The 19,108-nt window shown below is 35.7% G+C and carries 17 protein-coding genes; 12 read left to right on the forward strand and 5 right to left on the reverse strand.

The genetic code is table 11. From position 1 onward, the window contains the following. Positions 1 to 301: 301 nt before the first annotated feature. The 6 genes from DRF57_RS22060 (at position 302) to DRF57_RS22085 (ending at position 6,406) form a co-directional block, all read left to right on the forward strand. Positions 302 to 907 carry an LURP-one-related/scramblase family protein gene (locus DRF57_RS22060; protein WP_047493842.1) on the forward strand — a complete coding sequence of 202 codons (606 nt, stop codon included), beginning with the start codon at positions 302 to 304 and terminating at the stop codon, positions 905 to 907. 20 nt (positions 908 to 927) lie between these two features. Further along, a complete protein-coding gene (locus tag DRF57_RS22065; RefSeq protein ID WP_115920894.1) occupies positions 928 to 1,419 on the forward strand; it encodes a hypothetical protein in 492 nt (163 codons plus the stop codon). Positions 1,420 to 1,544: 125 nt separating this feature from the next. After that, positions 1,545 to 2,987, forward strand: a complete 1,443-nt coding sequence (locus DRF57_RS22070) for an aminoacyl-histidine dipeptidase (protein ID WP_115920896.1) — start codon at positions 1,545 to 1,547, stop codon at positions 2,985 to 2,987. A gap of 79 nt (positions 2,988 to 3,066) precedes the next feature. Then, on the forward strand, positions 3,067 to 3,648 hold the full coding sequence (locus DRF57_RS22075; RefSeq protein WP_084086689.1) for an LOG family protein: 582 nt from the start codon (positions 3,067 to 3,069) through the stop codon (positions 3,646 to 3,648). 120 nt (positions 3,649 to 3,768) lie between these two features. Continuing rightward, positions 3,769 to 5,919 carry a prolyl oligopeptidase family serine peptidase gene (locus tag DRF57_RS22080; protein ID WP_115920898.1) on the forward strand — a complete coding sequence of 717 codons (2,151 nt, stop codon included), beginning with the start codon at positions 3,769 to 3,771 and terminating at the stop codon, positions 5,917 to 5,919. A 118-nt stretch (positions 5,920 to 6,037) separates the two neighbouring features. Continuing rightward, complete coding sequence (locus tag DRF57_RS22085; protein WP_115920900.1) at positions 6,038 to 6,406, forward strand: hypothetical protein; 369 nt, start codon at positions 6,038 to 6,040, stop codon at positions 6,404 to 6,406. Positions 6,407 to 6,481: 75 nt separating this feature from the next. On the opposite strand, the gene DRF57_RS22090 is transcribed toward DRF57_RS22085, so the two are convergent. Then, positions 6,482 to 6,811, reverse strand: a complete 330-nt coding sequence (locus DRF57_RS22090; protein ID WP_047495204.1) for a 2Fe-2S iron-sulfur cluster-binding family protein — start codon at positions 6,809 to 6,811, stop codon at positions 6,482 to 6,484. Positions 6,812 to 6,823: 12 nt separating this feature from the next. After that, entirely contained in the window at positions 6,824 to 7,879 is a 1,056-nt protein-coding gene (locus DRF57_RS22095) for an NAD(P)/FAD-dependent oxidoreductase (protein ID WP_047495207.1), read from the reverse strand. A 153-nt stretch (positions 7,880 to 8,032) separates the two neighbouring features. Between DRF57_RS22095 and DRF57_RS22100 the strand changes: the two genes are divergently transcribed. Continuing rightward, complete coding sequence (locus tag DRF57_RS22100) at positions 8,033 to 8,803, forward strand: DUF3108 domain-containing protein (RefSeq protein ID WP_047495212.1); 771 nt, start codon at positions 8,033 to 8,035, stop codon at positions 8,801 to 8,803. Positions 8,804 to 9,071: 268 nt separating this feature from the next. Here DRF57_RS22100 and pheS read toward each other — a convergent pair whose 3' ends face one another. Both pheS and DRF57_RS22110 read right to left on the reverse strand, forming a co-directional pair. Then, a complete protein-coding gene (gene pheS / locus DRF57_RS22105) occupies positions 9,072 to 10,082 on the reverse strand; it encodes a phenylalanine--tRNA ligase subunit alpha (RefSeq protein ID WP_047495215.1) in 1,011 nt (336 codons plus the stop codon). A 127-nt stretch (positions 10,083 to 10,209) separates the two neighbouring features. Further along, complete coding sequence (locus tag DRF57_RS22110; RefSeq protein WP_084086693.1) at positions 10,210 to 10,869, reverse strand: YceI family protein; 660 nt, start codon at positions 10,867 to 10,869, stop codon at positions 10,210 to 10,212. Positions 10,870 to 10,944: 75 nt separating this feature from the next. Between DRF57_RS22110 and DRF57_RS22115 the strand changes: the two genes are divergently transcribed. Further along, entirely contained in the window at positions 10,945 to 11,880 is a 936-nt protein-coding gene (locus DRF57_RS22115; RefSeq protein WP_047495221.1) for a sulfate/molybdate ABC transporter ATP-binding protein, read from the forward strand. Positions 11,881 to 12,199: 319 nt separating this feature from the next. Here the strand turns inward: DRF57_RS22115 and DRF57_RS22120 are convergent, their stop codons facing one another. Continuing rightward, entirely contained in the window at positions 12,200 to 12,544 is a 345-nt protein-coding gene (locus tag DRF57_RS22120; RefSeq protein ID WP_047495223.1) for a zinc ribbon domain-containing protein YjdM, read from the reverse strand. A 277-nt stretch (positions 12,545 to 12,821) separates the two neighbouring features. Between DRF57_RS22120 and DRF57_RS22125 the strand changes: the two genes are divergently transcribed. The 4 genes from DRF57_RS22125 (at position 12,822) to DRF57_RS22140 (ending at position 18,988) form a co-directional block, all read left to right on the forward strand. After that, entirely contained in the window at positions 12,822 to 14,027 is a 1,206-nt protein-coding gene (locus DRF57_RS22125) for an RsmB/NOP family class I SAM-dependent RNA methyltransferase (protein WP_047495226.1), read from the forward strand. Positions 14,028 to 14,195: 168 nt separating this feature from the next. Then, on the forward strand, positions 14,196 to 15,863 hold the full coding sequence (locus tag DRF57_RS22130) for a GLPGLI family protein (protein WP_115920902.1): 1,668 nt from the start codon (positions 14,196 to 14,198) through the stop codon (positions 15,861 to 15,863). Between the two features lie 319 nt (positions 15,864 to 16,182). Then, the gene (asnB, locus tag DRF57_RS22135; protein ID WP_047489066.1) at positions 16,183 to 17,850 is read left to right on the forward strand and encodes an asparagine synthase B; all 1,668 of its coding nucleotides are present in this window, start codon (positions 16,183 to 16,185) and stop codon (positions 17,848 to 17,850) included. Positions 17,851 to 18,175: 325 nt separating this feature from the next. Further along, positions 18,176 to 18,988: a hypothetical protein gene (locus tag DRF57_RS22140; RefSeq protein ID WP_047489069.1), complete on the forward strand. Its 813-nt coding sequence runs from the start codon at positions 18,176 to 18,178 to the stop codon at positions 18,986 to 18,988. The last annotated feature ends 120 nt before the right edge of the window (positions 18,989 to 19,108 follow it).

A 19,108-nucleotide genomic window follows, 5' to 3' on the forward strand; every position in this document is an offset into this window, starting at 1 on the left:
GTATAATGTATAATGTATAATGTATAATGTATAATGTATAATTAATATTTGATATTCAAAAATTCTTTTTTATTTACATCTGAGGTCTTTATTCTTTATTCTTTATTCTTTATTCTTTATTCTTGGTTCTTGGTTCTTGGTTCTCGACTCTTAACACCCGGCTCCTTACTCTCAATTTCCACGCCCATCCCATCTATCTACCCTATTTACATTCTACAGCAAAACATAACTCCCCTCCTATACCCTATAACTCTAAAAAAACCTCTATATTTGCGGCCTAATATGAAAAAAATACACTAACATGGTACTTAAAAACTTAAATTATCCACTGGATTTCAAATTCAAAATCACTACATTAGCAAGTGACTTTAACATTACTGACAAGAATGGAAATTATGTCGCGTATGTACGTCAGAAAATGTTTAAACTAAAGGAAGATGTTGTTGTTTTCAATGACGAGACTAAATCTAAGGAATTGTTCAGAATCAGAGCTAATAAATGGATTGATTTCAATGCTTCTTATTCTTTAAATGACCTTATTGACAATAAAAACTTTGGCAGACTGGCAAGAAAAGGAATGCGTTCTATATGGAAAGCAAGCTATGATGTTCTGGATGCTAATGATCAGCCTAAATTTAAAGTACAGGAAGACAGTGCATGGGTAAGATTCTGGGATAGTTTTGTGGGCGAACTTCCTATTATCGGAATGTTTACCGGTTATTTCCTTAATCCTTCTTACACCGTAACAGGTATTGATGGGAAAGCTTATTTTAAATTAAAGAAAATGCCTTCATTCTTTGGAAGAAGATTCCAACTGGATAGATTAATTGACATTGATGATGAAGAAGAGAGTTTAGTAATCCTTTCATTATTGATGATGACCCTTTTGGAAAGAGCAAGAGGTTAAGAATATAAAACCACAAACCAATGAAATACCTAATCATTTTTTTCTCTGCGTTTCTATTAGTAGCCTGTAAAAAGGATAAAGAAACAGTTTCAGGGACCGCTCCAGCCGATTCTTTAAGTATTGTGAAAGACTCTGCAGCAACAGATACTTCTTCAGGAAAAATTCTGGTTGGAAACATACCTTTTCCAAAAGAAATTAAAGAATGTTCATGTTATTTTGCCGTTAATAAAGCTGACTTTGAAGCTGAAAAATACATCTATGCTGATGATGCCGGCAAAACAGCGTATATGAAACTTGACGGTAAAAGACTGGCTATGAACCTGATCTCTTCAAGCGATATGGAAGTGGATGAAGAACTGACCAAAGAAATAGAAAATGGTGATTATAAAATCTCTGTAAAAGGTAAAAAAATAAAAGGCGAAGAGGCTTTACTGTTTGAGGGCACGCTGACGATTGAAAAACCGGATGGAACGGTTTTCACGACACCTATCTACGGAGAATGTGGATGTTAATACAACAAAAAGGGTAAAAGGCCGATTCACAAATTAGGTTTTGGCTCATTTACAATTCATAAAAAATGCTTCTGTATCCTACGGAAGCATTTTTAATTTCGTAAATTTGAGAAAAATAAATTTCAATGGCATTATCTAATATAGAACCGCAGATAATCTGGAAAAACTTCTCCAAATTAAATGCAGTTCCAAGACCATCAAAAAAAGAGGAAAAAGTAATTGCTTTCATCAAAGGATTTGGTGAAGACCTTGGACTGGAAACTACTGTAGATGAAGTAGGAAACGTAATTATCAAAAAATCGGCTACTGCAGGAATGGAAAACCGTAAATCTATTGTGTTGCAATCACACCTGGATATGGTTTGCCAAAAGAATAATGATGTTAATTTTGATTTTGAAACAGAAGGTATCAAAATGGAAATTGATGGTGACTGGGTAAAAGCAAAAGGAACAACTTTAGGAGCTGATAACGGTTTAGGGGTAGCTACGATCATGTCTATTCTTGAAAGCTCGGATATCCCACACCCTGCTTTGGAAGCTTTATTCACTATTGATGAAGAAACAGGAATGACCGGAGCAATTGGTTTAAAGCCAGGTCAATTACAAGGGGAAATTTTATTGAACCTTGATACGGAAGAAGATGATGAGATTGACATAGGCTGTGCAGGAGGTGTAGACGTTACCATTACTCAAAGCTATGCGACGGAAGCTCCAAAAGGACAAACGGTAAGAATTGAAGTAAAAGGATTACAGGGAGGACACTCCGGAATGGATATCCACAAAGGATTCGGAAATTCAAATATTATTCTGGGAAGACTTCTTTACAGCGGTTTAGAGAAACAAAATATTGAATTGATCTCTATAGACAGCGGTGGATTAAGAAATGCTATTCCAAGAGAAGGTGCTGCAATCATTGCGGTAAGAAACGCTCAGGAATTCATAGAAGAAGCTACAGCTCTTAAAAAAGATATCTTAGAAGAATTCGCTTCAGTAGAACCTGGAATTCAGATTAATATTGAAAATTCCACCTCATCGGATAAAGCTATTTCTGAAGCTGATTCAAAAAAAATAATTCTTACATTGAAATCGCTTCATAACGGAGTATACAGAATGAGTCCGGATGTGGCAGACCTTGTAGAAGCTTCTAATAATGTAGCAAGAGTTGAATTAAAGGGAGGTGAACTTAAAATCTTAAACCTGACAAGGTCTTCTGTAGATTCGTCTAAATATTCTGTAGCAGAGCAATTAAAATCTGTAGCAGAACTAGCCGGAATGGATGTGGTATTCAGCGGTTCTTATCCGGGATGGAAACCAAAACCTGGATCAGAGATCGTACAGCTCATGGAGAAAATCTACACTGAAAAATTCAGTGAGAAACCTCATGTAGTAGCTTGCCACGCAGGATTGGAATGTGGAATTATCGGAGCCAACTATCCTGAAATGGAAATGGTAAGCTTCGGGCCAACCATCAGAGGAGCACACTCTCCTGATGAAAGAGCTAATATTCCTTCTGCTCAGAAATTCTGGAGCTTTTTAAAGGATATTTTAGCTAATATTCCTCAAAAATAAAACGGTAATATAAACGATATTTAATATCCAAAGTCATATGATTTTGGATATTTTTAATTTTATAAAAAGCATTTAAAATATGAAAAGTATAACAGTTTTCTGTGGCTCAAGTTTCGGGTCAGATAAAATTTATGAAGAACAAGCTTTTTTACTGGGCCAAACCTTAGCCAAGAAAAATATACAATTGGTTTATGGCGGTTCGGAAACAGGTTTAATGGGAACAATAGCCAATGGTACTTTAAGTGAAAACGGAAAAGTAACAGGGGTTCTTCCTCAATTTTTGCAATCCAAGGAAATCGCGCACAAGAACCTCACTGAGCTTATTCTTGTAGAAACGATGCACGAAAGGAAAACCAAAATGAATGAGCTCTGTGACGGGGTGATCGTTCTTCCGGGGGGTTACGGAACCTTGGAAGAATTTTTCGAAATGATTACCTGGGCACAACTCGGACTTCACAAAAAGCCCATTGGTATTTTGAATATTGACGGTTTTTATGATGACCTTATCAAACTGGTTCAAAATATGGTCGATAAAGGATTTTTAAAACAAGTTAACAAAGATATGCTTCTAATCAGTAATACGATTGATGACCTGCTGGAAAAAATGAATACCTACCAGCCTCCTACGGTTGGAAAATGGATTTCTAAAGAGGAAGTTTAATTATAAAAAGAAGGAATATTTTTGGAGTATTCCTTCTTTTTATAGATCCATCATTATTTCTTAGACATAGTTTAGTATTTTTGCAATTAAATTTTTATCACTATCAAAAGAAATAATACCATGAAAAATGTATTTCTAACAGGCTGTCTATTTTTAAGCCAGATCGGTTTCGCCCAATTTAATTACCCAAAAACTCCGGAAAAACCTGCAACGGATGATTATTTTGGAACAAAGATTACTGACAATTATCAATGGCTGGAAGACCTGAAAAGTCCTGAAGTAAAAACATGGTTTAAGGCCCAGTCAGACTACAGCCATATTATTATTGATAAAATCCCCAATCGTGATGCTCTTTACAATCGTATGAAGCAGGTTCAGGAAATGGGAGGCGACTCTTACGGTTACGCAACACAAAGAGGAAATCTTTATTTCTATGTTAAAACGAAAAAAAATGAAAAGCTCTCCAAGCTTTACGCCAAAGATGTTTCTACAGGAAAGGAAATTTTGATTTTTGATCCCGAAACCTATAAAAAAGATGCACAGATCACTAACTTCACGGTAGATACCAAAGGGAATCAAATAGCCTTATTATTCTCTAAGTCCGGGAGTGAGATTTGTGAGCTTAGAATTTTAGATTTAAAAACTAAAAAATTCCTTGATGATGTACTGGCTCCTATTTGGAGTGAGTTTAATTTTGAGTTCACCCCCGACGGGCGATATATAACCTATACTAAAATGAGTACAGGAGATCCCAATAGCAATATGCTTTTGAAAGAAATGAAGGCTATGATCCATCAGATCGGTACCAACCAGGACAAAGATATTGTATTGGGAGCAAGAGAAGAATATCCTGAACTTAATATTCTGACAGAACAGTTTCCTGAAGTTTCCTTTAGTGATGATTATAAATCCATAATCTTAAGAATAGGTTCTACGAAATCAGAAAGCCCCGTATTCTATGCACCCTTCTCTTCCATTAAAGATAAAAAAATCAAATGGAAACAAATCGTAAAACCATCGGATGACATCGTACAAACATTCATCAGCGGAGATCAACTGTTTTTCCTTAGTCATAAGAATGCACCAAATTATAAAATAGGATTAACCAGTCTATCAAACCCCGATTTCGATAATGCTAAAGTTATCGTTCCTGAAAGCAGTTCTGTAATTACCTCTATTCACAGCTCTAAAAATTATTTAGTCTACTCACTAAGCAATGGAATTATTCAGGATAAGTACCTGATAGATCTTAAAACACTGACCAGAAAAAAAGCTCCTCTGCCTAGCGGAATCAATAATTCTGTTGCTCTTAATGCCCGTGAAAATGACAATCTACAATGTTATAACAGTAATTGGCTTACTCCTGCTACCTTTTACGATTATAGCCCTGAAAATGATAAAGCGATAAAAAGCAAGTATTTCAACGGAGACAGCAACTACCCGGATTATTATGCATCATACGAAGTAAAAGAAGTGGAAGTAAAAAGTCATGACGGAACCATGGTTCCTCTTTCTATTATCTATCCCAAAAACATAAAAATGGATGGAAGTACCCCTGCTTACATTACCGGATATGGCGGTTATGGAATATCTTCTACACCTCGTTTTTCCAATAGATTATCAGTATTGCTTGAGCAAGGTACAGTAGTGGCTGTAGCCCATGTAAGAGGAGGAGGTGAGAAAGGTGAAAATTGGCACAAAGACGGAATGAAAGCTAAAAAGCCTAATACCTGGAAAGACTTCATTGCCTGTTCGGAATATCTTGTTAACCAAAAATATACCTCTCCTTCAAAACTCATTGGAAATGGAGGCAGTATGGGAGGTGTTCTTATCGGAAGAGCCATTACCGAAAGACCTGATTTATTTGCCGTTGCTATTGCAGAAGTAGGAATGACCAATGTACTCCGTTCACAGAACTCAGCTAACGGAGCCAATCAGATTCCGGAAGTCGGAAGTTTAAAAGATCCTGAAGATACCAAGCACCTTATTGAAATGGACGCTCAAAGCAAGGTAAAAAAGGGGATAAAATATCCAGCTGTTATTGTCAGTACCGGAATGAACGATTCTAGAATTACCCCTTGGGAACCTGCAAAATTTGCTGCCGTATTACAGAACAGTACATCTTCCGGTAAACCTGTTTTATTATATGCGAATTATGAAAATGGCCATTTCACGAGTGATCTTGAAGTCGTCTTCAAAGAATATGCTGATATTTTTGCTTTTGCATTATGGCAGGTGGGACACCCGAAATTTCAACCGGCTAAGAAATAAAAAACAGCCGGATACAAAATACTGAACTCTTAAAAAAAATGAGACCCTACCAACCCTCCTACGATTGGAAAATGAATTTCTATAGAGCGAAGTATTAAAAAGACTTTATAACTTTCATATGAATAACTACAATGTTAATAAAGAAATGGCTGGAGTTACTATTGTTTTTATAACTCTATTCTTTATTCTTTCCATTCTTTCTCCTTACTTTAAGGAGAGTTGTAATACAATGATTGAAAAAATAAAAAAGCAAAAATGTAAAATCAAGGTAGAAAAAACCGAACATATCGGAACATTTAAAATAATAGGAATTGATCCTGAAACTTTTCAGCCTTGTGAATGTTATGATGGCAATAGATGGTGGTCTTTCTACAAAAATGAACTAGAACCAGGTGATTACTTTATAAAAAATGAGGGGCAACCTTATTTCGAAATCATTAAAAAAGACACCATAATTAAACATGAATATACATGTTATTCAGAATAATATGATGATGATATATAAAACAAAACCCGTCCGAAATCATTCGGGCGGGTTTTTATTAAGATTAAAAAATATTTTCTAAGGATAAGGGGCAATTTCCACTTCAAGTCCTTCCATTGCATCTGCAATATGTAACTGGCATCCTAATCTGCTGTTATCTTTCACATGGAAAGCTTCAGCCAACATAGCATCTTCTTCATCTCCCATTGGCTCTAAGCCCGGATCATTAATCACATACACCTGGCAGGAAGCACACATAGCCATTCCACCACATACACCAATAGTACCTTCTTCAGCTAATTCATACGAACGGATGATTTCCATTAGATTCATGGACATATCCGTAGGAGCAATAACATCGTGGGTTACACCTTCTCTATCGGTGATTTTAATATTAACATCTGACATAATTCTGCAAAATTAGTCAATTTTTTTCACAACAGCCTTCTCTGCTTCTTTACGGCTTCCGTCAAATCCGTCTACTCCACTTACTGTAGTATATTTCAATACGAATTTTTTCCCTGGATTTAACCTGTTGTAAACACTTTGACACATCAATGTAGCCTCATGGAAACCACAAAGAATTAACTTTAGTTTTCCAGGATAGGTATTGATATCTCCGATGGCATAAATACCATCAATATTGGTTTGGTAATCAAGAGCGTTATTAACAACGATCGCATTTTTCTCAATTTGTAATCCCCAGTTTCCGATCTCACCCAATTTTGGAGTTAATCCGAATAATGGAATAAAATAATCCGTTTCAATATCATAAGCTTCCTCACCATCCTTTTGTACAGTGATCCCTTCTACTTTTCCGTCACCTTTAATACCGATAACCTCAGCAGGAGTGATTAATTTGATTTTCCCCTGGTTCTTTAAATCCTGTACTTTTTCTACAGAATCCAAAGCTCCTCTGAACTCATTTCTTCTGTGGATCAAAGTAACTTCACTGGCTACATTAGAAAGGAAGATACTCCAGTCAAGAGCTGAATCTCCACCTCCGGCAATAACAACTTTCTTATTTCTGAAGTGTTCAGGTTCCTTAACGAAATATTCAAGTCCTTTTTCCTCATAATCAGCTATATTTTCGAATGTTGGTTTTCTAGGCTCAAAAGTTCCTAATCCTCCTGCAATAGCAATAGCCTTACATCTGTGAACAGTCCCTTTGTTTGTAATCACCTCAAACCATTCATCATCAACCTTTGTATAAGAAACAGCTGTTTCCCCTAAAGTAAAACCAGGCTGGAACTGTTTGATCTGCTCCATAAGATTATCCACCAATTCTCCAGCATTCACTGAAGGATACCCCGGAATATCGAAAATAGGTTTTTTAGGATAAAGTTCCGCCAATTGCCCTCCCGGTTGAGGAAGCGCATCGATAATGTGGCACTTCATTTTTAATAAACCAGCTTCAAAAACTGCAAAAAGTCCTGTAGGTCCTGCACCTATGATCAATATATCAGTGGTTATCATAATGTTTAGATAATTTAATTATACTTGTAACTGCAAATTTACTAATTTTAATGCGAAGCATATTTAATTGATTCTAAATAAAAACCTGAGATTTGTCAAATAACTATCTTTTAAGATATTAAATTTGGCAATATTTTTGTAAATGACATAACTATGAAGAAAATCTTAAATCTTTTTGCTGTATTTATATTCGTTTTGGGCTCTGCCCAGCTTACCAATATAGCAGATGGTGAATCTATTACTTTCAGAATCCACTATGGCTTTCTGAATGCCGGTAGCGCCAACCTTACCACCCAAAAAACCAACTACAAAAACATTCCTCACCTCTATGTAAAAGGTACCGGAAAAACTACTGGAGCTGTAAAAGCATTTTTTAAGGTGGAAGATTTATATGAAAGCTTCATCAATATAGAAACGGGGCTTCCGAGTTTTTATGTAAGAAATGTACGGGAAGGAAGCTATCGTCAGCACTTTGAGACCGCCTTTAATCACGATAACAATACTTTGATACTAACTGATAAAAAAGAGCCTGCTAATGGCTCCAAGGTTATAAAATCAGTAAAAGGAGTTCAGGATATGCTATCCTCTTTTTATTATCTGCGAAGTAAAGCACCGGACGAATTAAAAGTAGGAACGGTCATCAATATGAATGTATGGATTGATGACGAAATGTTTCCTTTCCAGCTGAAAGTTACCGGAACAGAAAACCTGAAAACAAAATTCGGGACGATCAACTGTCTTAAGATTATTCCCTCTGTAAAAAGCGGAAGGGTATTTAAAGAAAAAGAAGGAGTAACGATGTGGGTTTCCAATGATTCTAATCACATCCCTATGCTGCTGAAAGCGGAATTGGCTGTAGGTTCCCTGAAAGCAAGTATTGATGATTTTAAAAATGTAAAATATCCATTAAAGTTTAGCAAATAAACTTTAGTTTTTTAAATAACAAGTGTCTGTAATTTTTTACAGACATTTTTATTTTCCCCATGTAATATATCCCGGATTTCAATTGTCTTTATTATAACAGCAGGAAAATACTGATGCTGTACTGATAAAGGAGCAAGAAGTAAGATTCCCCCTTTACAGCAAACAGGACACGTGTAAATTTTTCAATAAGATCTGTTTTTAATTACGTTTTGTTTCTTAAGTCAGTAATTAAAAACAAAAACCTCCGGAAATTCCGGAGGTTTATTTTTTATAAAGATTTAAACTGTTCCAATGTTCTGATATCATTTTCAAAGAACATTCTGATATCACTCATTTGGTAAAGAAGCATGGTAATTCTTTCAATACCCATTCCGAATGCATATCCTGAATATTTCTCAGAGTCTATATTTACATTTTTAAGAACGGCAGGATCTACCATTCCACACCCCATAATTTCCAGCCAGCCTGTTCCTTTCGTGATTCTGTAATCGGTTTCAGAATTTAATCCCCAATATACATCAATTTCAGCACTCGGCTCTGTGAACGGGAAATAAGAAGGTCTCATTCTGATTTTAGATTTTCCGAAAAGTTCTGTTGTAAAGAACTGAATGGTTTGTTTTAAATCAGCAAAACTTACATTCTCATCAATATATAAACCTTCTATCTGATGGAAGATACAGTGAGAACGTGAAGAGATGGCTTCATTTCTGAATACTCTTCCCGGAGATAAAATTCTGATTGGCGGCTGATTTTCTTCCATATAACGGGTTTGTACGGAAGAAGTATGCGTTCTCAAAAGGATATCCGGATTCTGCTCAATAAAGAAAGTATCCTGCATATCTCTTGCCGGGTGATATTCCGGAAGGTTAAGCGCCGTAAAATTATGCCAGTCATCTTCAATCTCAGGACCATCCGCTACTGCAAATCCAATCGATTTAAAGATTTCAATAATTCTGTTTTTCACCAGATTGATCGGATGTCTTGAGCCCAATTCCAATGGAAAAGCAGGTCTTGTAAGATCTTCTTTTTCTATAACAACAGAAGATGCGGAAGCATTTTTCAAATCTTCCAATTTTACAGCCACAGCTTGTTTCAAAGTATTGATCTTCTGTCCGAAATCTTTCTTCTGCTCGTTAGGAACTTCTTTTAATGTTTCGTAAAAATCATTAAGAACTCCTTTCTTACCGCTGTACTTAATACGGAAGTTTTCTATCTCTTCTTTAGATGTAGTATTGAAGCCGTTTACCTCGATCAGTAGTTCTTCTATCTTTTCTATCATTATTTTACCCTTTCAAAATGTTTTGCAAAAATACGATTTTAAGTTTAATAATTAATTGACTCATAAAAAAATCTGCCTCTTTTTCGGGAGGCAGACTTCAATCACTTATTTCACTTAAATAAAAAAATTATTTCTTTTCTAAAGCTTTAACGCTGATCTGAAGAGTTACCTCATCTTTAAGAACCCCGTTTTCAGCCGGAGCCTGGAATTTCACCCCAAACTCTTCTCTTTTAATATCCTTCGGTTCAGTTGCTACGCTCACTTCGCCTTCTTTTACAGAAACATTGGCTTTAAACTGAACTGGTTTTGTAATTCCCTTAATGGTTAGGTTTCCATCTAAAAGCGTATTATAATCACCTTCTGTAGACGGTGTTACTTTTGTAATTTCATAAGAAGCTGTCGGGAATTTCTCTACTTCAAAGAAATCACCACTTTTAAGATGACCATTTAGTTTTCCTAAATCTTCAGGACTGTCTTTTAAATCCACGGAAGTTAAAGAATTCATATCAGCAACAAATTTACCGCTTTCCAGTTTTCCATCTTTTACGGTAACATCACCACTTTCAAACTTGATCGTTCCAAAATGGCTGGTATTTTCAGATTTAAATACCTTGTACCCTTTCCACTCAACTTTACTGTTTAGCGTATCCAAAGTATACTGGCTACCATCTTTGGTAGTGGTCACTTCATTACTTTCACTGGTAAGCGGTTTGTCTTTTTTACAAGAAATGACAACAGCCGCCACAAATAAAGCAGGAATAGCTAATGAAAACAGTTTTTTTCTCATCTTTGATATATTTTTATTACTCCCGCTAATATAATAAAAAAAAATGTGTTTTCATAAAAACCTTACATTTGTAATATGCTATTAGAAATTAACAATTTATTTTTCTCCTACACCAAAGATAATCCCCTGTTTCAAAACCTTAACCTCAGGTTTGAAGAGAACAGAATTATTGCTCTTGCAGGAGAAAGCGGATGCGGAAAATCTACCCTTCTCAGCCTTATTTATGGGCTTTTTGATTGGGGAAGTGGCGAGATCATTTTTAACGGAACCCGGCTTTTAGGCCCCAAAGGAAATCTTGTTCCCGGGGAGTCTGAAATGAAATTTGTAGCACAGAATTTTGACCTTATGCCTTATGCTACCGTAGCCGAAAATGTAGGGAAATTCATTTCTAATATCAACTTAACTCAAAAAAAAGAAACTGTAATGGAACTCCTGGAAGTGGTAGGACTTCAGGAATTTGCTCATGTACTTCCTAAAAACTTAAGCGGAGGACAACAGCAGAGAGTTGCCATTGCCAGAGCACTTTCCGTACTGCCCAAACTGCTTATCCTGGATGAACCGTTCAGCAATCTTGATTTTCCAAGAAAAATTGAGCTTCGTGAGCGACTTTTCCGATATGTAAAACAACAGGGTATTTCTTTGATTATTTCTACCCACGAGCTTCAGGATATCATGCCATGGCTTGATCAGATCGTTATTCTTCAGGACGGAAGACTAATTCAGAATGACAGTCCCGAAGAGACTTACAGAAATCCATACAACACATATGTTGCCAAGCTATTTGGTGAAGTGAATATCTTCAGTGAAGATGAAGCTCAGACGTTTGGGTTATCAAAGTTTTCTTATTATCCCAAAGAAATAAGAATCTCCCAAGATGGGCTTAATGCTGATGTGCTTGAAAGCCGTTTTGCAGGAAATTATTATTGGAACAAAATTATGGCGAAGGATAAGGAACTGATTATCTATACTGATGAAAAATTAGTGGATACAATTACGATAGCATTTGAATAAATACATTCAGTTTTATTGTTGGTTATTCACCCCCTCCTTTGCTTTACCAGCAGTCTTTATCAATATATAACTCAAAGATAATCTTACACTTATCCACAATTTGTGGATAAAAAAAATACAAACATAAGAAACTGTTTATGAAACTTTTTCTTACATTTGTATTTCCACAGCATAAGGAAATTTTTGGTTAATTCTCTTTCTGCCTTCCTAGACCAGACATTAGCAGTCTTGCAATTAGGTCTATTGAAAGAGTACACTGTCCAATCTTTTCCTTTTTTTATATCCGGGCGATAAGCATCAATTTTTTTAAATCAATGGCTTATGCTTTCTTTACAAATTCCGACTTTAAAGCCATTGCTCCAAATCCATCTATTTTACAGTCGATATTATGATCACTTCCCGGTCTTAAGCGGATATTTTTCACTTTAGTACCAGCTTTTACAGGTTTTGGTGCTCCTTTTACAGGAAGATCCTTAACCACTACTACAGAATCTCCATCCTGAAGTTCATTACCGTTTGAATCCAATATTTTTCCTTCCGAAGCTGTTTCAGAAGCAACTTCTTCAGGGTTCCATTCATAGAAACACTGGGAACATACCATCATATTATCACTTGGATAGGTAAACTCCGAGCTGCATTTTGGGCAAAGTACTGTATCACTCATATTTTAATTTTTTGCAAAGGTAGAGCTTTTTGTATGATAGAGTCAAGACCAATGAGTAAGATAAAGGGTTTCGGATGTCAGATGTTAAATATTAGACGTAAGGGAAAAGATATTTTCAGAACATTCGAAAAGAATAATTGACAGTAAAGCAAATCCGTTATTCCATGGATTTTAAAACCTCAATTTAGCGCCCTTAATCTGGTAACCCGAAACCCGGACACCTCAAGTGTCAACTTTAATTCGTATTTTTGCAGATTCAAAACAGCGAAGCAAACTTATGGAACTTATTCACAGAAACTTAGCGATCGGAATTCACGATGCTTTACAAGAAACATTTTTCGAGAAAAATAAATACGCTGATAAAGTAATCGAGAGACTATTAAAAGCTAACAGAAAATGGGGAAGCCAGGACAGAGCCGTTGTTTCCGAGATTTTCTACAATATTATCCGTTGGAAAAAACGCCTTGAGTACTATATGGGCGAAGGTATAAAGCCCAACAATATTTATAAACTTATCATTGCATACCTGCTTTGGAGCAAGACCAACTATAAAAAGTTTGAAGAATTTGACGGTATTAAAATTGCTGACATTCTTACTAAACTTAAAAAGAATACAGTTCCTACAAAAGCAATAGAGCATTCTATCCCTGAATGGTTAGCAGAAACTCTTGAAAAAGAATTAGGTGCTAAATGGGAAAGAGAAATGATTGCCTTGAACGAACAGGCCCCTACAGTTCTTAGAACCAACTCTTTAAAAACAACTACTAAGGAACTTATTTCTGATCTTTCTGATGAAGGTGTTACAGCTTTCTCTATCAAGAATTATCCTGATGCCGTTCAGCTGGAAGAGAAAAAGAATGTATTCCTTACAACAGCATTTAAGGAAGGTTTATTTGAAGTTCAGGATGCATCTTCGCAAAAAATCGGTTATTTCCTTGATGTAAAAGAAGGTCAGAGAGTGATTGATGCTTGTGCAGGAGCAGGTGGAAAAACACTTCACCTGGCAGCATTAATGAAAAACAAAGGTCAGATTGTCGCATTGGATATCTTTGAATGGAAACTGGCTGAATTGAAACGTCGTGCAAAAAGAGCGGGAGCTCATAATATTGAAACCCGTATGATTGCTGATAATAAAGTTATCAAGCGTCTTCACGAGAAAGCAGACAGACTTTTAATTGATGCACCTTGTTCAGGCCTTGGTGTTTTAAAAAGAAACCCTGACAGCAAATGGAAAATTGATCAGGCTTTTATTGACAGAATTAAAAAAGAACAACAGCAAATCCTTCAGGATTACTCCAAAATGCTTAAAGTAGGAGGAAAAATGGTATATGCAACATGTTCTATCCTACCGTCTGAAAATAATGGACAGGTAGAAGAATTCTTAAAAAATAATCCGGGATATAAAATGATCAAGGACGAAAAAGTAATGCCAAGTGAAGGGTATGACGGATTCTATATGGCTTTGATTGAAAGACTATCTTAGTCGTTTTCCCTACCCTATAAAAACAAAAGCTACTCCATTTTGGAGTAGTTTTTCTTTTTTTAATACACGCATGTAACATTTCCGCTCTATTGTCTACCTATTCTATAGATTATAACCGTTTTGATGCTACGGAAAGTTAAAATAACTTTGTAGCAAATTCGTGTATTTATGTTTAGAAGAATTATTTTTTCCATTGTCACCATTTTCTTAATGAGTCTGATTTCTGCACAGACTTATGAAATCCAATATCAAAGTTCCTATAACGGGAAATTACAATCCGATCAGCCTGCTATAATAGCTTGGGTTAACGGAAAAGAAAGCTTTATTCTAAACAGCACAATTAAAGAACAGAAAAGCAGTTATCCTTTTGAGGTGACCAAGATTGAAAGACCCTCCAATACAATTGTTTCCTATGGTTTTTTAAAACCCGGAGAAATTATTTCCAGTTCAGACACAGAGTCTGTAGGAAAACAGAATTTCGAACTCACAGACGAAACCAAAAAGATCCTGGGTTATACCTGTAAAAAAGCCATTACCAAAGTCAATTCAAATACTATTGAAGTTTGGTATACCAACGATTTAAACCTTAAAGGCGGGCCCTCTGCTTTAGGACAGGATCTGGGGTTGGTATTAGAGGTTGAGAGAAATAAAAATTCATTAATTACCGCCCATTCTATCAAGAAAATAAAAAATACAGGGATTGAAAAGATCATCAATACCCCTATACAGTCCACAGATGTATTAGGATATAAAGATCTGCTGTGGAAAAGCAGATTTACAACATTGAAAGTTTTTGATCAGGAAACGGTCAATTTCTCAGAAGCCTCCAAATCTGATGAGAAGGTAAAAAGATATGCCAACGGAACAATTATCCTTAAAAAGATTAAATTTCCTGCTATTGGGGAAGGCGAAAATATTTTTGCAGACCTGAAGCAGCAATCGAACGGTGATGCCTACGACAGAACCGGAACTGTTTTTTTTATTCCACAAGACAAAGCATTATCTTTTTTGGATGGTTTAGAGAAAGGAATAAAAACACTTCCTGCCTTTGACAATGGAAACGGAAAACAGTACTACGGAGTATCGGCTACAAAAGATTACAATCCTGCCGTGGAAATGATGAGATTTTTTACTCCTTTTGGAATCCAGCAGTTTAATCATATCCAATTAAAAGGAAAAACCTGGCAAACTATAAATCCTTACCGACAGGATATTACAGAACTGAAACCTTCTTTATCGGGAAAGGAACTTTGGGTAGGAGTATTTATTGGTAATTATGATAAAGGCGGACACAAAGTCAGTCTCGAAATCACGATCCATAAAAGCGATCAGGCTGTCCATAAGAACAATGTGATTATTCCTTTATTCAATACCTTAAATATTATGGAGATGGCGGGTCAGGATTATTCTACGATGTTTAATAAAGATCAGGGTCTTTGGGTTGATTTCACATTAGAAAAAGAAATAAAAAATGCTCAACTGAGATACACTACAACCGGACATGGAGGTTGGGAAAATGGTGATGAATTTATTCCGAAAGTCAATACAATTTCTATGGATGGAAAAACAGTCTTTTCCTTTGTGCCGTGGAGAACAGATTGTGGTTCTTACCGTTTATACAATCCGGCCTCTGGAAATTTTCAGGACGGCCTTTCTTCTTCAGACCTCAGCAGGTCAAACTGGTGTCCCGGAACGGTTACCAACCCAAACTTCATTCCTCTTGGCGACCTGAAAGCAGGAAAGCACAGTATACAGATTAAAATTCCTCAAGGCCCTACGGAAGGAACAAGTTTCAGTTCATGGAATGTTTCCGGAACCTTACTAGGGGTACAATAAAAACAAAACCTTCTTGCATGAGAATTGCAAGAAGGTAAAAACACAAATGATGAAAAAAAATTATTTCGAGCCACAAAGTAAGGGTTAAAATTCATTAAATAAATTACCATATATTAATAAATATGTCATTTTTATTTTGTATATGGATATTAGAGGCATCTGGCTAACGAAAAAAATTAATCAAAAACATATAAATCAATACAAATAGTTAATATTTTTCTTTTTCAAAAACTATTTAATTAAAAAAATTAACCTTTAAACATTTTTTATTGTTATTTATAAACAACACATTTACTTTTGTTTCATAAATAATAAGAACATGTGTGGAATTGTATGTCTATTTGACGCCAAACAAAAAACCGAAATATTAAGACCTCAGGTTTTAGAAATGTCAAAAAAAATCCGTCACAGGGGACCGGATTGGAGTGGAGTATTTCAGGATGAGAAAGTTGTTTTTTCTCACGAAAGACTTGCTATTGTGGATCCTACTTCAGGAAAGCAACCCTTATTTACGAAAGACGGAAAAGTAGTATTAGCTGTAAACGGTGAAATCTACAACCATAGAGAATTAAAAGAAGAATTTCCTGATTATGAGTTTCAGACTCAATCCGACTGTGAAGTGATCCTAGCCCTTTACAGAAAATACGGAAAAGATTTTGTTGAAAAACTGAATGGGATTTTTGCATTCGCATTATACGATACTGAAAACGAAGTATACCTGATTGCCCGCGACCATATGGGAATCTGTCCTCTATATCAGGGATGGGATAGAAACGGCAATTATTATGTAGCTTCCGAGTTAAAAGCACTGGAAGGAGTATGCAAAACAATAGAGACATTTTTACCAGGACATTTAGTATACAGCAAAGATGGCAGCGAACTTCAGCAATGGTACACAAGAGACTGGGAAAGTTTCGATCATGTAAAAGATAACACCACTGATATTGCCAAGATCAGAAAAGGTCTTGAAGATGCTGTCCACAGACAATTGATGAGCGATGTTCCTTATGGAGTACTTCTCTCCGGAGGTTTAGATTCTTCAGTAATTTCTGCTATTACTGCGAAATTTGCAAGACAAAGAGTTGAAAGTGGTGACACTCAGGAAGCATGGTATCCAAGACTTCACAGTTTTGCTGTAGGACTTGTAGGATCCCCCGACCTTGCAGCAGCACAAAAAGCGGCAGAACATATCGGATCTGTTCATCATGAAGTCAACTTTACCGTTCAGGAAGGACTTGACGCTGTGCGTGACGTCATCTATCATTTGGAAACGTATGATGTGACAACCATCAGGGCTTCTACCCCAATGTATCTGTTGGCAAGAGTCATCAAATCTATGGGAATCAAAATGGTACTTTCCGGGGAAGGTTCTGATGAACTTTTTGGTGGATATCTGTATTTCCATAAAGCGCCTAACGCCAAGGAATTCCATGATGAAACCGTAAGAAAACTGAGCAAGCTTCACCTTTATGATTGCCTGAGAGCCAACAAAGCATTAATGAGCTGGGGAATAGAAGGCAGGGTTCCTTTCCTGGATAAAGAATTTATGGATATTGCGATGACTCTTAACCCAAAAGATAAAATGATCAATATCGCTGAAGGTAAAATTGAAAAATGGGTATTGAGAAAAGCGTTTGAAGATCTTCTTCCGCCCTCTATTGCCTGGAGACAGAAAGAACAATTCTCAGACGGTGTGGGATATTCATGGATCGATACTTTAAAAGAAGTAGCAGAAAAAGAAGTAACGGATGAAATGATGGCTAATGCAAAATTCAGATTCCCGCTGAACACGCCTCAAAACAAAGAGGAATACCGCTACCGAACTATTTTTGAAGAGCATTTCCCAAGTGAAACAGCAGCTGCAACGGTACCTTCTGTACCTTCTGTAGCCTGCTCCACTCCTATTGCTCTGGAATGGGACGAAGCATTCAAAAAAATGAACGACCCAAGCGGAAGAGCTGTAAAAGTACATGAAACATCTTATTAAGATACAGGTTTAGAGCTTAGGTGATCGAAATTTGAAATATAAGGACAGATCAGAGTGAATGGTAAATCCATACTTATTAATTATGATATTATATTGATTCGTCATTCACTTGCAAAGCAGAATGTACCCTGATTTTGAAAGTTTTTTATTTTAACTTCCACCTTCTATCATCTAACTTCTAATGCAATAATTTATCAATCCTGTAGCAATACAGGATTTTCTTTTGAATTAACGGCAACAATATCGACAGAATTTAGGTGACAATCAAAAATAATATCTAATAAATAATTATATTTGGAAAACGAAAATATCAATTATAAAAAAAATGAGAAGAAACCTTACTGTTTTGTTTGCCTTATTATCTATAAGTTTTGCTTTTGGACAGGGAAAATTTGGCAAATACCTGAATTCAAAAAAGCTGGCTTTAGCCTACAAAAGTGTGAAAGATGTTGATAAAGATGATTATTATCAACAATTCTACTGGCTGGTAAAAGCAGAACAGCTTAAAACGTATCCTCACCTTAAAGATGTAAAACCTGCAGTATTATATGAGTTTGTGAAGAAAGTAAATCCTCAGAACCCTACTAAAAAACTGGATGACAGAAGTAAAGAATTGAGAGCTACGGCAGAATTATCATTGAATCAATATTTTAAGAATAAAAAATTTGAAAACAATTCTGTTTTAATGTATAATCTTGAAACGTATGTAGATCCTTCTAAGGGACAATATTACACTAAAGTTGATCCGGAAAAAATCAAAGAACTGGTTCCAAAAGAATTGTTTGCTTTTAATTCTAACAACAGAAATATGGGAGAAGAGAAAACATACTATCTTTGGATTGATAAGAAAAAAGATGATTTCAACATTGTAGACATCATCCCTAACGAAAAAGAAGATAAGGCCTTCTACACAAGATTAAGACAATATCTTCCAAGTTATAAGTTCTCCAAATATGTTCCTTCTGTAAAAAAAGGAAACAAGTCCGATAAAACAGACGTAGATTATTATTATATCATGCCGTTTGAGCAGAATACCGATAATATTGAATACAAAACAAAAGATTTCAAAACTTATATTCTAAGCCAGTACAGAAAAGCCGGTGATGAGTGGAAAGGAGTAGAAAAACCTAGAAAATAAATCAAAAAGTCCTGTGATATCTCGCAGGACTTTTTTAATTTTATATGGATTTCTTTATCTAAAGATTCAAACTGCTTAAAGCAAGCATTTTTCTTCAAATAAATAAGCCTGGAAGATTTT

Source organism: Chryseobacterium rhizosphaerae, assembly GCF_003385455.1.
GTDB classification, from domain to species: Bacteria; Bacteroidota; Bacteroidia; order Flavobacteriales; family Weeksellaceae; genus Chryseobacterium; species Chryseobacterium rhizosphaerae.